17 protein-coding genes and 2 pseudogenes are annotated in these 17310 nt (G+C 62.2%); 16 read left to right on the forward strand and 3 right to left on the reverse strand.

The annotated features are described in order from the left end of the window. Positions 1-3 precede the first annotated feature (3 nt). Positions 4-171 (forward strand): annotated as a pseudogene (locus RUH75_RS23655) (pilus assembly protein TadG-related protein); the annotation flags it as partial. Positions 172-1399: 1228 nt separating this feature from the next. Here RUH75_RS23655 and RUH75_RS23660 read toward each other — a convergent pair. Continuing rightward, positions 1400-1462, reverse strand: a pseudogene (locus tag RUH75_RS23660) (hypothetical protein); the annotation flags it as partial. A 121-nt stretch (positions 1463-1583) separates the two neighbouring features. Here RUH75_RS23660 and RUH75_RS09445 point away from each other — a divergent pair. From RUH75_RS09445 to RUH75_RS09485, 9 genes are all read left to right on the forward strand, one after another. Then, on the forward strand, positions 1584-2111 hold the full coding sequence (locus RUH75_RS09445) for a pilus assembly protein (protein WP_313804977.1): 528 nt from the start codon (positions 1584-1586) through the stop codon (positions 2109-2111). Beyond that, the gene (locus tag RUH75_RS09450) at positions 2108-2725 is read left to right on the forward strand and encodes a TadE/TadG family type IV pilus assembly protein (RefSeq protein WP_313804980.1); all 618 of its coding nucleotides are present in this window, start codon (positions 2108-2110) and stop codon (positions 2723-2725) included. Before RUH75_RS09445 ends, RUH75_RS09450 begins: the two co-directional genes overlap by 4 nt. A gap of 20 nt (positions 2726-2745) precedes the next feature. Beyond that, positions 2746-3957 carry a pilus assembly protein CpaE gene (locus RUH75_RS09455; RefSeq protein WP_313805087.1) on the forward strand — a complete coding sequence of 404 codons (1212 nt, stop codon included), beginning with the start codon at positions 2746-2748 and terminating at the stop codon, positions 3955-3957. Next, the gene (locus RUH75_RS09460; RefSeq protein WP_313804983.1) at positions 3957-5312 is read left to right on the forward strand and encodes a CpaF family protein; all 1356 of its coding nucleotides are present in this window, start codon (positions 3957-3959) and stop codon (positions 5310-5312) included. The genes RUH75_RS09455 and RUH75_RS09460 overlap by 1 nt, the downstream gene beginning before the upstream one ends. After that, the gene (locus RUH75_RS09465; protein WP_313804986.1) at positions 5312-6313 is read left to right on the forward strand and encodes a type II secretion system F family protein; all 1002 of its coding nucleotides are present in this window, start codon (positions 5312-5314) and stop codon (positions 6311-6313) included. The genes RUH75_RS09460 and RUH75_RS09465 overlap by 1 nt, the downstream gene beginning before the upstream one ends. Before the next feature lie 4 nt (positions 6314-6317). Further along, positions 6318-7289, forward strand: a complete 972-nt coding sequence (locus RUH75_RS09470) for a type II secretion system F family protein (protein WP_313804989.1) — start codon at positions 6318-6320, stop codon at positions 7287-7289. A 61-nt stretch (positions 7290-7350) separates the two neighbouring features. Continuing rightward, positions 7351-8166 carry a tetratricopeptide repeat protein gene (locus RUH75_RS09475; RefSeq protein ID WP_313804992.1) on the forward strand — a complete coding sequence of 272 codons (816 nt, stop codon included), beginning with the start codon at positions 7351-7353 and terminating at the stop codon, positions 8164-8166. After that, the gene (locus RUH75_RS09480; protein ID WP_313804995.1) at positions 8163-8990 is read left to right on the forward strand and encodes a tetratricopeptide repeat protein; all 828 of its coding nucleotides are present in this window, start codon (positions 8163-8165) and stop codon (positions 8988-8990) included. Before RUH75_RS09475 ends, RUH75_RS09480 begins: the two co-directional genes overlap by 4 nt. Further along, positions 8987-9511, forward strand: a complete 525-nt coding sequence (locus tag RUH75_RS09485) for a prepilin peptidase (protein WP_313804998.1) — start codon at positions 8987-8989, stop codon at positions 9509-9511. The genes RUH75_RS09480 and RUH75_RS09485 overlap by 4 nt, the downstream gene beginning before the upstream one ends. 36 nt (positions 9512-9547) lie before the next feature. On the opposite strand, the gene RUH75_RS09490 is transcribed toward RUH75_RS09485, so the two are convergent. Together RUH75_RS09490 and RUH75_RS09495 are read right to left on the reverse strand one after the other, a co-directional pair. Further along, positions 9548-10207 (reverse strand): response regulator transcription factor, encoded by a 660-nt coding sequence (locus tag RUH75_RS09490; protein ID WP_313805001.1) that lies wholly within the window; start codon positions 10205-10207, stop codon positions 9548-9550. Further along, the gene (locus RUH75_RS09495; protein WP_313805004.1) at positions 10204-11892 is read right to left on the reverse strand and encodes a histidine kinase; all 1689 of its coding nucleotides are present in this window, start codon (positions 11890-11892) and stop codon (positions 10204-10206) included. Before RUH75_RS09495 ends, RUH75_RS09490 begins: the two co-directional genes overlap by 4 nt. 206 nt (positions 11893-12098) lie before the next feature. Here RUH75_RS09495 and recO point away from each other — a divergent pair, with 206 nt between their 5' ends. The 6 genes from recO to RUH75_RS09525 all read left to right on the forward strand — a co-directional run bounded on the left by recO (position 12099) and on the right by RUH75_RS09525 (position 17142). Beyond that, positions 12099-12833, forward strand: coding sequence for a DNA repair protein RecO (gene recO / locus RUH75_RS09500; RefSeq protein WP_313805007.1), 735 nt, complete (start codon positions 12099-12101; stop codon positions 12831-12833). Between the two features lie 49 nt (positions 12834-12882). Then, positions 12883-13929 (forward strand): 3-isopropylmalate dehydrogenase, encoded by a 1047-nt coding sequence (gene leuB, locus RUH75_RS09505; RefSeq protein ID WP_313805010.1) that lies wholly within the window; start codon positions 12883-12885, stop codon positions 13927-13929. Positions 13930-13940: 11 nt separating this feature from the next. Continuing rightward, entirely contained in the window at positions 13941-15149 is a 1209-nt protein-coding gene (locus RUH75_RS09510) for a trans-sulfuration enzyme family protein (RefSeq protein ID WP_313805013.1), read from the forward strand. 33 nt (positions 15150-15182) lie between these two features. Continuing rightward, positions 15183-15581, forward strand: coding sequence for a Co2+/Mg2+ efflux protein ApaG (gene apaG, locus RUH75_RS09515; RefSeq protein WP_313805016.1), 399 nt, complete (start codon positions 15183-15185; stop codon positions 15579-15581). Next, positions 15578-16369 carry a LysR family transcriptional regulator gene (locus tag RUH75_RS09520; protein WP_313805019.1) on the forward strand — a complete coding sequence of 264 codons (792 nt, stop codon included), beginning with the start codon at positions 15578-15580 and terminating at the stop codon, positions 16367-16369. Before apaG ends, RUH75_RS09520 begins: the two co-directional genes overlap by 4 nt. A 68-nt stretch (positions 16370-16437) precedes the next feature. Then, positions 16438-17142 (forward strand): tetratricopeptide repeat protein, encoded by a 705-nt coding sequence (locus tag RUH75_RS09525; protein WP_313805022.1) that lies wholly within the window; start codon positions 16438-16440, stop codon positions 17140-17142. Positions 17143-17310: the final 168 nt, after the last annotated feature.

Here is a 17310-nt window from a genome sequence, read left to right on the forward strand (position 1 = left end):
CCGATGTCTGCCCAGCGGAAAGGACTGTTGCAGTCGACCAGCGGCGCGGTGGCGCCAACGGTTGCGCTGTCGCTTTTCGGGCTGATCGCGGCGGGCGGGATTGCCTTTGATTATGCTCGGCTCGCTGGCATGGACAGCGAGTTGCAGAGTGCGGCGGATCAAGCGGCACTCGCGGCGGCAAGCCAGCTTGACGGGGCGAGCGGAGCGTGCAGCAGGGCGGCCAATGCGGCGAGGAACCTGATTATCAATGACAGCCGTTTCGCGAATGATGGCGTGGCGTCCCGCATAACGATTGCGGATGAGCCTGCCTGCGATGCGACGGGATCAATCCGATTCTACGAAAACAAGGACAAGTCCGTAGCAGCCACCAGCGACGCCACGGCTAATTTCGTGGAAGTCACAGTAGGCGCACGGTCCGCCTTCTATGCTTTGACACCGATAGTTTCGGCGATTTCGTCCGGCCCGATTTCCGGGACCGCCTATGCAGGTGTCGATTCAGCGATTTGTGGCGCCGTGCCTTTCTTCATCTGCAACCCCGACGAACCGATTGGCAACACTGATCCCTATTATACGGTTTCGATCCCTTCCGGCACTGGCATCGTGATGGGAGAAGGCGGCACACAATGGGGGCCGGGTAATTTCGGCTTCGTTGATCAGGCAGGCAGAGGCGCGAGTAGCGTCGCTGAGGCTCTTGCTTCGAATGCGTTGTTTGCCAATTGCGCGCCAACGGCAAACGTGACCACGGAAACGGGTAACATCCTTAACGCAGTTCGCGATTCCCTTAATATGCGGTTTGATTACCTGCCGGGCAATAATTCCGCATGCAAGAGCCCGCCTTGTTCGCCGTCTACAAACGTACGCAAGGACGTAGTTCGGGGTTCTGCGTGCTCGTGGGTGGAGAACCCCGCCACGGACGTCAACTATGCGAGCAAGCGCTACCGGCCAACCACAGCCGCCAACGACCTCGATGTTTCCATTACGCCGGAGATAATGGGTTTTCCGCGTGACAGGATGCATGCGATCGGCGCGACCAACTATACTTCGCGCGTCGGCAACGGAGTATGGGACAGGGCCGCCTATTTCCGATCGAATCATCCGGGCCTTGATTGGCAGAATACCACCGGTCTGGGACCCAGTGTCACCCGTTATCAAACCTACCTGTGGGAGGCGCAGGATGCGGCCACCAGATTGACGACACAGGTAACCTCGGGCAATGCGAGCCTGGCCGCTTACAGCACTCCCCAAGCAGGCAAGTGCAACTTTCCGGGCGTGGTGCCCAACACGAACAATATCGACAGACGCCGCCTCACGGCCGCCGTCGTAAATTGCCGCCGCGTTTCGCAAACTCCCGGATTGAATGGCAAGAAGACGATTCCGGTAGCGGGCTATATTGACGTCTTCATGGTGGAACCAAGCATTGATCGTCAAAAATGCGACGGCAATAAAAATGGTTGTTCCACCTCCTACACGAGCAAGAATGATGTTTACGTAGAAGTCATCGGCGCATCGGGCACTGGCCAAGGCGGTGGCACTCCTCAGATCACGCGGCGCGATGTTCCGCGCCTGATAGAGTGAGGGGAGCGATGTTTGCGCGCCTTTTCAAGGAGCAGTCCGGTTCCTCCGCCGCCGAAATGGCGTTGGTGACGCCATTGCTTATCGCATTGATGTTCGGTGCCTTCGAACTCGGCAATTATTTTCTGAGCGAGCATGTCGTGATCAAGGCGGTGAGGGATGGCGCCCGTTATGCCGGCAGGCTGAGTTTCTCGAATTACAGCTGCACGACTGCATCCACCGATAACGTTCCGGGAGGTACGGTGGAGTCGGATACGCGCAATCTGGTCCGAACCGGGCAACTGACCGGCGGCAGTGCGCGGCTTAACGGGTGGACGGATCCACAATCGATCAAGGTCACCTATGATTGCGTCGATCCCGCCAGTGTCAGCCCTTCGGGCATTTATGAAGGGATGAGCTACGTTCCCGTCGTGAAGGTGGCAACGTCGACCAACAATGCTCATCGGCTTCAATATCAATCACTATTCAATAAGTTGGGGTTTGACAGCAGCACCCTGTATCTGAATGCCAGCTCTGAATCGCCGGTGATGGGGCTATGAGAAAGCTGATCACCGCCTTGATCCGCGACAGCAGGGCTTCCTCAGCGGCGGAGTTCGCGCTCGTTTTGCCGCTGTTGCTCATCTTCCTGCTCGGCATCATCGATGTTGGGCGCTTGATGTGGACCTGGAACCGTGCGGAAAAGGCTACCCAGATGGGCGTCCGTTACGCCGTCACGACTGATCCGGTGGCAACCGGCATTGCAACTTACAGCTTTGCCGCAGGCGCCAGCAGTATTCCTCAGGGGTCATCGATCGGCACATCATATTTTTCATCGATGACATGCAATTCCACAACGTGCGGTTCATGCAGCGGTAGCGCATGCGCCTCTCTGACGACGCCATATAACACGACCGCCTTCACGAACATCGTTGACCGGATGCGGGCATTCCTCCCTGAACTCAGCGCGGCCAATGTCGAAGTTCAATATAATAATTCCGGTATCGGCTATTCGGGAGATCCGAACGGGCCGGATATAGCGCCGTTGGTAACGGTAAGAATTAGAGACATGGCTTTTCAGCCTATCGCACTCGCCCTTTTCAATGCATCGATTACACTGCCCAGCTTCAGCGCCGTCCTGACAATGGAAGACGGCAATGGGGACAGGGCAAATTGAGGGATAAGATCTTGGGCATCGTGACAAACGCAGCGGAACCCGCCGAGAACTGGACCCTCAATATCGGGGATGAGGGGCTTCACCTCATCCTGTCAGAGCAGGAGGTGCAGGCGTCCGACATATTGGGCGATCGCCTGACCGGCCAGTCGCTCACCCTCTCCATGTTGCCTGCAAGCGCATCGGTGCCGCCGGAACTGGCCGCCGACGCCAAGGCGATCATCATAGAGGTGCAGCCCGTCAACGAAGCCTCCATGGTGCGGCTCGCGGGGCTGCGCGCGGCCCATCCGAAGCTGATGCTGGTGGCGGCGGTGCGCGATGCGCAGATTCCGGTCGTGCGCGCTCTGCTGCGCAGCGGGATCAATGACGTCATCGAATTGCCGCTGCGCGCCCATGACCTTGCCGCCATATTGGAAGATTTGCGCGGACGCATTGCCGCCACCCGCCAGGATGACGTCAAGACCGGGCAGCTGGTTTCGATCATCAAGAGCGTTGGCGGCGTCGGCGCAACCACCATCGCCACGCAGGCGGCCAGTCTTCATGCCCGGTCGGCAAAGCAGGGCGGTGGCGAAGTCTGCCTGTTCGATTTCGATATCCAGTTCGGCAATGCCGGAACCTTCCTTGGCATCTCCTCGCCATTGACGCTGGCGGACCTGCTGAATGCAGGCAATCGCGTCGATAATGAGCTGCTGCGTACCGTCACGGTGGAAACCTCGACCGGACTGCGCGTGGTGACGGCGCCTGTCGAGATCATGCCTATCGAGGCGGTGAACGCCGATCAGGTCTTCCGCATCGTGGAACTGGCGCAGCGCAATTTCGGAACCGTCTATCTGGACCTGCCGGGCAACTGGACCAACTGGTCGATGTCGCTGGTGGCGCGGTCGCAGGTCGTGTTCCTGGTGTGCGAACTCACCATCGCCAGTTTGCGGCAGGCGCGGCGGCAGATTTCGCTGCTGCGCGATCAGGATATCGATCCCTCGCGCATCCATGTCATCGCCAATCGCGTGGAGAAGAAATTCTTCCGCGCCATCGGCCTGGAGGATGCTGCGGCGGCACTGGATCATCCGGTGAAGCTGAGCATCGCCAATGATTTTCCGCTGGTCAGTTCGGCGCTCGACCAGGGGGTGTTGATTCAGGAACTGAAGGCGCGCAGCCGCATCTGCAAGGATTTGCAGGATATAGTCGATTGTTGCGTACAGACGGCTGAGGCCGAACGTCAGGCGGAGAAGGGCTGATGTGGCAGATTCGAAAAGGGGAACGGAGCGACATTCGCGACGAGGTGGGGCCGACCGAGACGGAACTGGTGCACTGGGAAGAGGACCGGCACACCGAACTCAAGGTCGCGCTGCACCAGAAGTTGCTCGACATCATCAACCTTTCCGCGCTGGAAACCATGTCGCGTGCGCAGGTGGAAGTCGAGGTGGGCGAGATCGTCCATGAGCAGTTGGCGCTTCAGAAACACGCGCTCAATCTGGAAGAGCGCAGGCGGTTGGTGTCGGATATTCTTGACGAGCTGCTGGGGCTGGGGCCGCTTGAGCCGCTGCTGAAGGATCACAGCATCACCGATATCCTGGTGAACGGTCACAAGGTCGTCTTCGTGGAGCGCAACGGCCGGCTGGTCGAAACCGCGACCCGGTTCAAGGATGAAAAGCATCTGCTGCGCATCATCCAGAAGATCGTGGCGGCGGTCGGACGGCGGATCGATGAGGCTTCGCCCTTTGTCGACGCTCGCCTGGCTGATGGCTCCCGCGTCAATGCGGTGGTGCCGCCGCTGGCGATCGACGGATCGCTGCTCTCCATCCGCAAATTTGCCAAGATTCCGATCAGCATGGCGCGGCTCACCGAATTGGGCAGCGTGCCCGCGCCGATGGCGCAGGTCCTCTCGGCCGTGGTGGAAGCGCGGCGCAATGTGCTGATTTCGGGTGGCACGGGTTCGGGCAAGACGACGCTGCTCAATGCCATGTCGGCCAGCATCGACGAGCATGAGCGCATCGTCACCATCGAGGATAGCGCCGAACTGCAATTGCAGCAGCGCCATGTTGCGCGGCTGGAAACCCGCCCCGCCAATATCGAGGGACGCGGCGAGGTGACCCAGCGCGATCTGGTGAAGAATGCCCTGCGCATGCGGCCCGACCGCATCATCGTCGGCGAAGTCCGCGCCGGGGAGGCATTCGACATGCTCCAGGCGATGAACACCGGCCATGATGGTTCGATGACCACGGTTCACGCCAACACGCCGCGCGATGCCATGTCCCGCGTCGAGCAGATGATCGGCATGAGCGGCATCGACATTTCGCCGCGATCGGCGCGGGCGCAGATCGCTTCAGCGCTGAACGTGATCGTGCAGGTCGGGCGTCTGGCCGATGGCCGCCGCCGTCTGCTCAGCCTGTCGGAGATCACCGGCATGGAAGGGGAGGTCATCACCATGCAGGAAATCTTCCGCTTCAAGATGACGGGGCGTGACGAGAACAACATGGTGCGCGGCCATTTCGAGGCTACGGGCATCCGGCCCAAATTCATGAGCGAACTGGCCGATCGGGGCATTACGCTGCCGGCCGAACTGTTCCGTCCTGACGCGGTGATACACTGATGAACCCGCTTTACATCCGCCTGTTCGTCCTTGTCCTGCTGTTCGCGGCGGTGCTGTTGACGATCGAAGGCATTTCGAGCTGGCTGCGTGCCCGGGCGACGACCGACCGCGTGGTCAACCGGCGGTTGAAGATGATCGCCGCGGGCTTTGAGCGCAGCACGGTCCTCTCCAAGCTGCGGCGGAGCGACGAGGCGGTCAATTTCGATCGCTCCACCCTGTTCGGGCGGGCTGGTCTTGGGGTGATGCGGGTGCTGCATGGCGCCGGGCTGACCTATCCGGCGCGCACGGTGCTGATGCTGATGCTGATCGCGGCGGGCGTGTTGTTCCTGCTGGTGATGGTGGGCGGCATGGCGGCGGGCTATGCCCTGACGCCGGGCCTGTTGGTGATGGCGGCGGCCTTTGCGGGCGCGCTGGGGATCGCGTTGCCGATGATGGTGTTGACGCGGTTGGCCCAACGGCGGCGCAAGAAGATGGAGGAGCAGTTTCCGGTCGCGCTGGACACCTTCGTCCGCGGCCTTCGCGCCGGGCATCCGATCGCGGCGGCGCTGGACCTCTTGACCAAGGAGATGCGCGATCCGATCGGCAGCGAATTCGGCATCGTTGTCGATGAAGTCACCTATGGCGCCGACCTGCGCGATGCGTTGCAGCGGATGGCGGAGCGCTGGGACATGAACGAGATGCATATGTTCGTCATCTCCCTGTCGGTGCAGAGCGAGACGGGCGGCAATCTGGCGGAGATCCTCGAAAATCTTTCAGGGGTGATCCGTGAACGGGCCAGCCTGTTCATGAAGGTGCGCGCGCTGAGTTCGGAAGGGCGGATGACGGCGGTCATGCTGACGGCGCTGCCGATCCTGGCCTTTGTCGGCCTGTTCCTGGTCAATCCCAAATTCTACCTGGACGTGGCGCAGGAACGCATGTTCATCGTCGGTTTCACCGGCTTGATCGTCCTCTACATCATCGGCTTCCTCACGATACGCCGCATGGTCGATTTGAAGGTGTGATGCGATGCTGAACCCGGCTCTCCTGATCCAGTTGCGGCCCTTCATTCTGGGGTTGTTGTTCATTGCCATCGTCGCGCTGGTTTTCGGCCTGTCGGAGATCATCCTGCGCAACGCGCGGGTTCGCAGCCGGCTCGATCTGGTCGGGGATGCCGGCAGCACCGCTCAGGGCGGCGGCCAGACCCTGCGCACCGAGCGGAACGACAGTGAATGGAAGAAGCTGGTCGACCGCGTCGAGAAAATGGGCATTTCACTGGTCGACAGCAATAATGACAGCTTGCGCCGTCGGTTGATCGCAGCGGGGTATATGTCGCCGGAGGCGCCGAAGCTTTTTACCTTCAGCCGGCTTGTCCTGACCTTCGCCCTCCCTGCCATCTTCGTTCTCCTGTCTCTCGGCAAGGCCGAGCCGCCCAGTCCGCTCAAGCTCTATTTCATGGCATCCCTGCTGGCGGTTCTGGGGCTTTACCTGCCGAACCTGTGGATTTCCGCGAAGGCGGGGCGCAGGCAGGAAGCGATCGTCCATGGCTTTCCCGATGCGCTGGACCTCATGCTGGTCTGCGTCGAGGCGGGGCTGGGGCTGGAGGCGGCGATGGACCGGGTCGGCCGCGAACTGGCCGTGTCGCATCCGCTGGTGTCGGCGGCGCTGGGCAAGGTGGTGCTGGAACTGCGCGCGGGACGCAGCCGGCAGGATGCCTTGCGTCGGATGGCCGATGATGTGGATGTGGACGAGATACGGTCTTTCTCGACCCTGCTGATCCAGTCCGATCAGCTGGGATCGAGCGTCGGCCAGACGTTGCGCATCTATGCGGCGGAAATGCGGGAAAAGCGGCGGATGCGGGCGGAGGAAAAGGCGCATCGACTGCCGGTGCTGCTGTCGGTGCCGCTGGTCGCCTGCATGCTGCCGGTGATGATCGGCGTGCTGATGCTGCCGGCGGTGGTCCGGGTGGTGCGGGATATATTGCCGGTGATGAGTCATTAGGGCGGGTTTCGATCCAATGGACGCAGATCAGTCGTTCCAGGTTTGTTAGGGGAGGGGGCTCATGAACAGAGGCGTAGCGGCAGTCGCTCTCATCGTTGCGACGACGGGGTGTGGGTCGACGCAAAAGGGCGTCCTTTCGATCAGGCCGGTCAATCAGCAGCCCGGCGGCCCGGCACAGGATGCATTGAAGCGCGGCGACCTGTTGTTTTCACGGGGGGAATATGCGCTGGCACTTGATGCCTTTCGCCGTGCGGTGCGCAATGACCCGACGGATGCGCATGGCCTGAATGGCGTGGCGATCAGCTATGCGGCCATGGGGCGGCATGATCTGGCGCGCGAATTTTTCGAACTGGCCATGGCGCGCGCGCCGCAGGATGGACGCATTGCCCGCAACTTCGCGCGCAGCCTGTCGGCCCAGGGATTGAAGGGCGAGGCTGACGCGCTGCTGGCGCAGGCCGGCGCCGCTTCGGCGGGCATGGCCATGGCCGCGCGGCCGACATTGGCACAGCTTGCTTCCGCTGCTCCTGCCGCGCCGCCTGTGCGAACGGCCGGCGTGGAACTGGAGCGCGTTTCGCTGGGTGAAGTGCGGCTGCGGACGATGGAAGCAGTGGCCCCGGCGGGACGGATCAAGCCCCAATTGACGACGCGGATCGTGACTGTTGCCGAGACGCAAGCGCAACCTCAACTGGTGGCGCCGATCATTACCGTTGCCAAGCCGGTGCCGGAGGTGTTGCCGAAGCTCGCCCGGATGGCGGGCGGCGATGTCGATCCCGCCGTGGAGGACACGAAGCCCGATGCGCAGGCCCGCGACGGCCTGTTCGAGCGACTCTGGAAAAGCATCATGCGGCCCAACGGGCGGAAGGGAGCGCGGGGATGATATGGGCGCTGCTTCTGGCGGCGGTTGCGCCTTCTGCCGGAGCGCTTCCCGCCATGCGGTCCTCGCCGCCGCTGGATTATGCCCAACTGGTGGATGAGGCGATCGATGGCGGGCGGATCATCCAGGCAGATGCGATGCTGCCGCAATGGCGTGCTGAGGGGCGGCCGGAAGATCTTCAGGCGATCGCGATCGCGACTGCGCGCATGGCCTTGGAAAAGCGGCGGGATGAGGAGGCGGCCGCGCGCTTCGCCGCGCTCAGCCAGAGCGGAATCAAGGATTGTCGGGTGGATGAGGGGCGGGGGATCGCGCTGTTGCGGCTCGGCCGGTCGCAGGAAGCGCTGGAACCGCTGCGGCGGGCTGTCGGCGCCTGTCCCAATCGCTGGCGGGCGTGGAATGCGCTGGGCGTGGCCCATGATCAGGCGCAATCCTGGGTCCTCAGCTCCGCCGCTTATGAACAGGCCTTCCAGCGGACGGACAAGCCAGCGCAGATTCTCAACAATTACGGTCTTTCGCTGCTCAAGCAGGGCAAGGCGGACAAGGCCGCAGTGATCTTCGACAGGGCGCGCGAACTGGTGCCGGAGGATGCGCGGGTCATCGCCAATGGGGATGCCGCCTATGTCATGGCGGGGCGGGATATCCGCCGCCGTCCTGCCGACACGGCCGATGAATGGGCGCGGCGGCTCAACAATGCGGGGCAGGTCGCGATGCGCATGGGCGATTTGCCGAAGGCGCAGGCCTATCTCAGCCGTGCCATGACGGAGGCGGACAGCTTCGTACCGGAGGCGGCGGATGCGCTGGCTACCATGGAGGGGGCACGGCAATGATCAAGGACATGGTTTTGCTGGCGCTCTCTCTCGTTCTGGTTGCCGCGGCGATCGAGGACATGGCGCGGCTGCGCATATCCAACATCTTTCCATTGCTGGTCGTCAGCCTTTATGCCGTCTGGGTCGCGGTCGCAGGGTGGGAGAATGACATCTGGCGCAACGGCACCGTCTTTCTGGGGGTCTTCGCGGTGGGTTGCGGCTTGTTCGCCCTGCGCTGGATGGGTGGCGGCGATATCAAGCTGATGAGTGCCTGCGCGCTCTGGTTCGACTGGATGGGGGCGATACCCTGGTTCGTCTATATCACCGTGGGCGGAGGCGTGCTGGCTCTGGTGATCATGGCGGGGCGCCGGATGGTGCCGCAAAGCGTGCGGGCGGGTTCGTCCATCGCGCTTTTTGAAAGGAAGGGGCCGATCCCCTATGGCGTGGCGATCGCGCTTGGCACGATCATGGCAGTGTATCTGGCCGGGCCGAACCCCAGTGGCATGGCGCGGCTACCTGATTTCGTGCACGGATTGCGCTGAAGTTTTGCGACCGCCATCCTTGAATGTCGATCGGCCCTAATGCTCCATCCCGACAGCGGGAATTTCGCTGTCCATCGACATCATCATGATGATGAGTTCGGAGCGCGATTTGATGTTGAGCTTCTGAAAGATGCTGTGGAGGTGAACCTTCACCGTGCCTTCGGTCAGGCCGCATCGTCCGGCAATCTCCCGATTGCGCAGGCCGGCGCGGATCAGGCCCGCGATTTCCAACTCCCGGTCCGTCAGCACCGCCAGCACATTGGTTTCGCTGGCGGGCGCTGAAATGCTGTGCACCAGCGCCTGTTCCATGACGAAAGGCGCGATGCTCTTGTTGCCGTTCATGACCTGACGAATGCAGGACAGCAGCTCATTGGGGTCGCTGTCCTTCAGCACGACACCGTCGACGCCCAGCTTGATTGCCTCCAGCGTCTGTTCCGGGCGGATATGCACCGTCATGAAGATGACCGGCACCGTACTGCCGCTGTCGCGGATGGCGGAAAGGATCGCAAGGCCGCCGCCGCTCTTCATGCTGACGTCCAGGATCAGCAGGTCCGGCTCGCCTGATTGCATCCGCTCCAGCGCCTCTTCCACCGATCGCGCGCAGAACAGGATGTCATGGCCATGGGAGTTAAGGAACTGCGCCATGCCGTCCAGGAAGATCGGATGATCGTCGACTATCGCAATCTGGGCCATCATATCGGGGACCTTGGTAAAGAGGAGGGTAGTCTGATCGAGATTAGTGAATTCATGCTTAAATTATGGAAATATGCCGTTCCGCCAATCTTGCCCAGCCGCTTCATGATCGATTGCGACTGGAGTTCGAAGTCGCCGGTATAGCTTTCCCTGGCGATGGCCTGCGGGCCTGGATTATCCTTCAGCGCGATCAGTATTTCATCATCCACCTGCGCGATCGACACGGTGATATGGCGCGCATTGGCATGCTTGACGGCGTTGGCGGCGGCTTCGCGGATCAGGAATTCGACCTCCGCTGCTGTCTCGGCCGATACCGCCATCGAGCGCTCGACAACGTTAAGGCGGCAATCGATCGCCCATTGCAGCGCGATGAAGCGGCAGCAGCGTTCCACCTCCCGCGCCAGATCGACATCGCCGTCGGCCGCGACGGGATTTTGCTGGCTGAGCAGGCGGCGCAGATGGGCCTGTTCCGCCGTCACCAGTTCCTCCATCGATTTGAGTTCCGCCAGCTGGTCTGGAGCGTCCAGTGCGGACAGGCCATGGATCGTGGTCACCAGCCGCACGCGCAGCGCCGCCAGCGTCTGAAGCACGCTGTCATGCAGGTCGCGGCTCAGTGCCTGACGCGCTTCCGCAAAGGTCCGCTGACGCCAGGCGAGGAAGAAGAAATGGCGTTCGAGGAAAAGGTCGATGCCCTCCTGTATGCGCAGGCATCGCAACAGCAGGGCGGGCGACCAGCCATGACTTGTTCCGATGAACAGGCGCCCGCGCAATTCCCCTGCCTGGATATGAAAGCTCGCGCCCTGACCGAGGCCGAACACGTCGGATATGGCGTCGGTCAGGTCCGTGGCCCGTTCGTTCCGCAATATGCCGAGACGGCTGCGCAGCAACAGACGGGGTGACTGGGTGGAATAGAGAAAGGGCGCCTCCCGCGGAGACACGTTGGTCAGGCCGTCAATCTGTTTCTGCGGCAGAGTGAGATGACGCACGCCGTTGCCGTCGATGACGTCGCAATGAACGGCGGTATCGTCCATCATTTCCCAGACGAACGCGCAATAGCGGGAGTTCATCAACTGCGACACCTGCTCCACCAGGAACTGCGCCAGCGACTTCTGGAAGGAGAGGCCGACGCCTTGCAGTCGCTCCGTCCAACTGACCAGCCGCTGTTCCAGAAGGGACATGCTCAGCATCGATGCCGCGATGATACAGCCGATGACGATGGTGAGGCTGTCGATGGCGCGATCCACCGCGGGCACATGTCGGGCCGATGCCCAGGTTTCATAATAGCCGCGGGCGATGAAGGCGAAAACCAGGCACAGCCCCAAAACGATGATGGCGCTCCGCCCGAACCGGTCGGACGCCGACCATGCGACGAAGAAAAGGCATCCCAGGGCCGCGATCTGCAAAGGTTCGCACAGCACGATGACGGTCAGGAAGGCGATCAGGTCGAAGATCAGGGAAATCGGGCGCAGCAACAGCCCCAGCGGGGGCGTCAGGGAATGTTGCGCGATGCTGACAGCTGTCCACGTCCATACGCCCGCCTTCAATAACAGCGCGGTTTGGGAGAAATCCGGTTCGCTGAGGAACATGGCGTCGACCTGCCATGTGGCCGCAGCCGAAAAGGCGACGCGGGATATGGCAAATCCCAGCGTCGGCGAACGTCCCAGCCAAAGCACCAGGCGGTCCATCATGGAAGATGACGCCAAGGGTGTATGATACATGGCGAAATCTGTCCCCCGACAAGTCCCGTCGATAATTGTGCGCACGGGCCGAAAGAAAAGCAACATATATCAAAAGCCGGATCGGCCCGGCGCGAGGATTTTGACCGATTTCGGCACATCCCGAGCGATGAAGACCATGGATGGCGCTCCTGCTCCTGGACCGATATGGAGGAGGAATGGCGACGCTGATCACCCCGGCCTTGGTATGTGCCCTGCGGTCGCATGGCGAACATGGCGCGATCGCACGCTTGCTGACGCCCGATCATGGTCTGCTCGCGGGCTATGTGCGGGGCGGGCGGTCGCGCCAGCTGCGTCCGGTGCTATTGCCTGGCAATGCGGTCAAGGCCGAGTTCCGCGCGCGCACGGAAGAACAGCTGGCCGGGCTGACCGTCGAGCTGGAGCAGAGCCGTGCGCCCCTTCTGGCGGAACCGTTGCCGGCGGCGGCGATCGATTGGGTCTGCGCATTGACGGCGGTGGCCCTGATGGAGGGAACGCCCTGCCCCGCGCTCTATCAGGCGCTGGACGGAGTGTTGGGAGCGGTTGAGGCGGCGCCGGCGGCCAGGGGCTGGGCAGTGGCGCTGATCCGTTATGAACTGTTGCTGTTGGCCGAACTTGGTTTCGGGCTGGATCTCTCGCGCTGCGCCGCGACGGGGGGGAGGGAGGATCTGGCCTTTGTCAGTCCCCGTAGCGCCGCCGCCGTCAGCCGGGCCGGCGCGGCCGGCTATGAGGACCGATTGCTGCCTTTGCCCGGCTTTCTGCTGGAGGGAGGAGCCGGGGATTGGCCTGCCATATTGGATGGTTTGAGGTTGACGGGCTTTTTTCTGGAACGGTCCGTGCTGACGGATTGGCGGGTCGACGTACTGGCCGCGCGGGAACGGCTGGTGGACAGGCTGAAAAGAGCGGTTGCATGAGAGCATGGGGCTTCATAAGGGGCGGCGACGCGTTTGAAGGAGTTGCCCCATGTTGATCGCCCTGTTCCCCGGAGATGGTATCGGTCCCGAGATCGTCGCTCAGGCGAAGCGCGTGCTGGATGCGCTGGCTATCGATGGGCTGACCTATGAAGTAGGGTTGGTTGGCGGCTCGGCTTACAAGGCGGTCGGTCATCCGTTGCCGCCCGAAACGCTGGACCTTGCCAGGCGCGCTGACGCGATCCTGTTCGGCGCGGTGGGTGATCCGGACTGCGACTCGCTGGAACGCCATCTGCGTCCGGAGCAGGCGATCCTTGGTCTGCGCAAGGAACTGGGGCTTTTCTCCAACCTGCGTCCGGCCAAGGTCTTTCCGGAGCTGGTCGATGCTTCCGCGCTCAAGCAGGAAGTGGCGGGCGCCATTGACCTCTTGATCGTGCGCGAAACCAATGGCGACGTCTATTTCGGCGAAAAGGGCATGCGCAAGACGCCCGAGGGCCTGCGCGAAGGTTATGACATCATGTCCTATAATGAAGAGCAGGTGCGCAAGATAGCGCATCAGGGCTTTCAGGCGGCGCGCGCGCGCCGGGGCAAGCTCTGTTCGGTGGACAAGGCCAATGTGCTGGAAACCAGTCAGCTGTGGCGCGACGTGGTGATCGAGGTGTCGGCGGATTATCCCGATGTCGCGCTCAGTCACATGTATGTCGACAATGCCGCGATGCAGCTGGTGCGCAATCCGGGCCAGTTCGACGTCATCGTCACCGGCAATATGTTTGGCGACATCCTTTCCGATCAGGCGAGCATGTGCGTTGGCTCGATCGGCATGCTGGCGTCGGCCACGCTCAACGACAGCAATCAGGGCCTGTACGAGCCGATCCATGGCTCTGCTCCCGATATTGCGGGTCAGGGCAAGGCCAATCCGCTGGCAACGGTCCTGTCGGCGGGCATGATGCTGCGCTACTCGCTGGGCCTGCCGGAACAGGCCGACCGTATCGAGGCCGCCGTCGCCAGGGCTCTTGCCAATGGCGCGCGCAGTTTCGATCTGGGCGGCACGATGAGCACGGTCGAAATGGGCGATGCCGTGCTGGCGGCTTTGGTCTGAGGACGTAAGAGATGAAGCGCAAGAGCGGGCAAAATCCCGAAATCACCAAAAACTGGCGTCCGGCCACATTGGCGGTGCGCGGCGGCAGCGCGCGCAGCGAATGGGGTGAAACCTCCGAGGCTTTGTTCCTGACCAGCGGTTATAGCTATGACCGCGCGGAGGACGCCGCGATGCGCTTCGCCGGCGAGCAGCAGGGCATGACCTATAGCCGCCTGCAAAACCCGACCGTGGAGATGCTGGAAAAGCGCATCGCCCTGCTGGAAGGCGCGGAAGCCTGCCGCTCCACCGCGAGCGGCATGGCGGCGATGACGGCGGCCTTGCTTTGCCAGCTGTCGGCGGGCGACCATGTGGTGGCGGGCAAGGCGCTGTTCGGCTCCTGCCGCTGGCTGACCGATACGCTGTTGCCCAAATTCGGGATCGAGGCGACCACGGTTGATGCGACCGACAATGCGGCGTGGGAAGCGGCGATCAGACCGAACACCAAGGTCTTCTTCTTCGAAACCCCCGCGAACCCGACCATGGATGTGGCGGACATGGCCGCGATCTGCGGCATTGCCAGGGCGCATGGCATCACCAGCGTCGTGGACAATGCCTTTGCGACCCCCGCGCTCCAGCGCCCGATGGAGTTTGGCGCGGACGTGGTGGCCTATAGCGCGACCAAGATGATGGACGGGCAGGGCCGTGTGCTGGCGGGCGCGATCTGCGGCACGGAAGAATTCATCATCAACACGCTGCTGCCCTTCCACCGCAATACCGGGCCGACCCTCAGCGCGTTCAATGCCTGGGTCGTGCTGAAGGGGCTGGAGACGCTGGACCTGCGCATCCGGCGCCAGAGCGACAATGCGCTGAAGGTCGCAAAATTCCTCGAAACCCGCGTGGCCAAGGTGCTCTATCCGGGCCTTGAAAGCCATCCGCAGCACGCCCTTGCATGTAAGCAGATGGAGATGGCCGGGCCGATCTTCTCGCTGTATGTCGGCGGCGGCCGGGCGGAGGCGCATGGCCTGCTCAATGGCCTGGAACTTGTCGACATCAGCAACAATATCGGGGACTCGCGCTCGCTGATGACGCACCCGGCTTCGACCACCCATTATGGCATGGCGGAAGCGGCCCGGCTGGAAGTCGGCATCACCGAGGACATGCTGCGCCTCAATATCGGGCTGGAAGACCCGGACGATGTGATCGAGGATCTGGATCGCGCACTGAAGTCGATAGGCCGTTGACGAAATGGGGGTGAAAGGCGCATTTCTTAGCCTGTGAACGCACTTTTCCCCTTCCACGCGACCACGCGCGACATCAACGTGCACGTTGCCGTCACCTTCCTGCCCGAACAGTCGGAGCCGGACCGGGGCCGATGGTTCTGGGCCTATCATATTCGCATAGAGAATGACGGGGATCAGCCGATTCAGCTGCTGACCCGTCACTGGATCATTACCGATGGGCGGGGTACGCAGCATCGGGTCGATGGAGACGGCGTGGTCGGAGAACAACCCGTGGTGCAGCCAGGCAAGAGCTATGATTATGTGTCCGGCTGCCCGCTCAACACCCCGACAGGCTCGATGAAGGGTCATTATCACATGATCGGCGCGAGCGGCGAGACGTTTGACATCGCCATCCCCCATTTCGCGCTGATCGCGCCGGCGGTGGCTGAATGAAGCGCACCCATTTGCCGCTCAACGGCCTGCGTGTGCTGGATGCAGCGGCGCGGCATCTGTCCTTCACCCGCGCTGCGGACGAGCTGGCGGTGACGCCGGCCGCCGTGGGGCAGCAAATCCGCGCGCTGGAGGACCTGCTCGGCGTCGTATTGTTCCGACGCACGCCCAAGGGACTGGAATTGACGCCGGAAACCGAAGCAGGTCTTGCAGCGCTCCGCGCCGGTTTCCTGGAGTTCGAGGAAGCGGTGCGTGCCATGCAGGCGGGCCAGTCCAGTAGCTCGCTCACCATCGCGGCGCCGCGCGACCTCACCGCCAAATGGCTCCAGCCGCGCCTTGCGGGCTATGCGACCAGCCAGCCTGACCTTAAATTCGCGTTGGTGGCGGCGGACGAGACACTGGATTTCACCGAAGCCAATCTTGATCTTGCCCTGCGCCTTGCCGAAGGGCCGGGCGAGAATGAAGGCATCAAATTGGGAGAGGCCGCGTTCGTCACCGTTGAAGCGGCCGAGGGTGGACCCGATCATCGCATCGAATGGCCCGGTTGTCCGAAGGGCGACGTCCCTGCGACGATCCGCGTAGCTGATGCCGGGCTGGCGATCGAGGCCGCCGCCAATGGTTTCGGCCATGCCTGCGTGCCCTTTTTGCTGGCGCAGGCGGATATTGCGGCGGGGCGGGTTCGGCAGGTCGGGGAGATGGTGCCCTCGCCATTGGCCTATTGGCTGATCGCGCCCCTGCCGCAATGGCGCCAGAAGAAGGTCAAGGCCCTGGTCGAGGCGTTGGCCGGCTAAGGAGCCTGCTTGCACTTTCTTAAACCTGTTGCGCATAGCATCCGAAAAATTTGCGCGGGGAGAGAGGCATGGCCTTGAGCGGCGGCAAGAGGGTCTGGATAGCGGGGGGAGCATTGCTGCTCTGCCTCACCACCTTCTCGCAGGCACAGGCGCCTTACGTGCCGGACGTCACCGAAGCGCGGGAAAAGGAATGGCGCAAGCTGGTGGCGGCGTCTCAGGCGGCCTATGCGTCGGGTAAGCCCGCCGAGGGGATCGATCCGGCGCGCAGGGGCCTGATGCTGGCAGACGAGTTGTTTGGCGTGGACGATCCGCGCGCGTTGATTTCGGCCAACGACCTGGCGCTGCAACTGGATTCGACCGGGCATTTCAAAGAGGCGGAAAGCCTGTTCCGGCGTGTGTTCGACAGTTATTTGCGCACGCGGGGAGAAGATGATCCCAATACGCAGCTTGCCGTGGAAAATCTGGTCGATTTCTACATGGCCCGGGAACGTTATGATGCGGCAGGGCCGCTGGCCGACTATGCGCTGATCAGTTTTCGGCGAACGACCGGCGTGACCAGCGCGCGTAGCCGGCGGATGGAGCAGATCGTTGCCGCCATGCCGAAGCCGGCCTTGCACGTTACACCACCATCAGCGCCCACGAAACAGGCTGATGCCGCGGCAGGCACGGCGGTGAATGACCCAAATCCGGAGTCCAAACAGGCGCGGCAGGGGGATGATGTGGAAAAGATGATGTCACCGGCCATGGAAGAGGCGGCGGAAAATCACCCCTGATCGCGGATATCCCTTGTATTTCGGAAAGCTTTCATGAAAAATTAACCTTAGATATAAGTCATCGGGTTAATTGTTAAAAATACCGCGAGCGTTATTCCTGATTCTCGTCGGAGGGGGATTGATTTTCCATAGCTTATCGCCAGTCACAGGCCGACTGGACGAAGCCGA

Origin of the sequence: Sphingobium sp., from assembly GCF_032153725.1 — a bacterium.
In the GTDB taxonomy this organism is placed as follows: Bacteria; Pseudomonadota; Alphaproteobacteria; order Sphingomonadales; family Sphingomonadaceae; genus Sphingobium.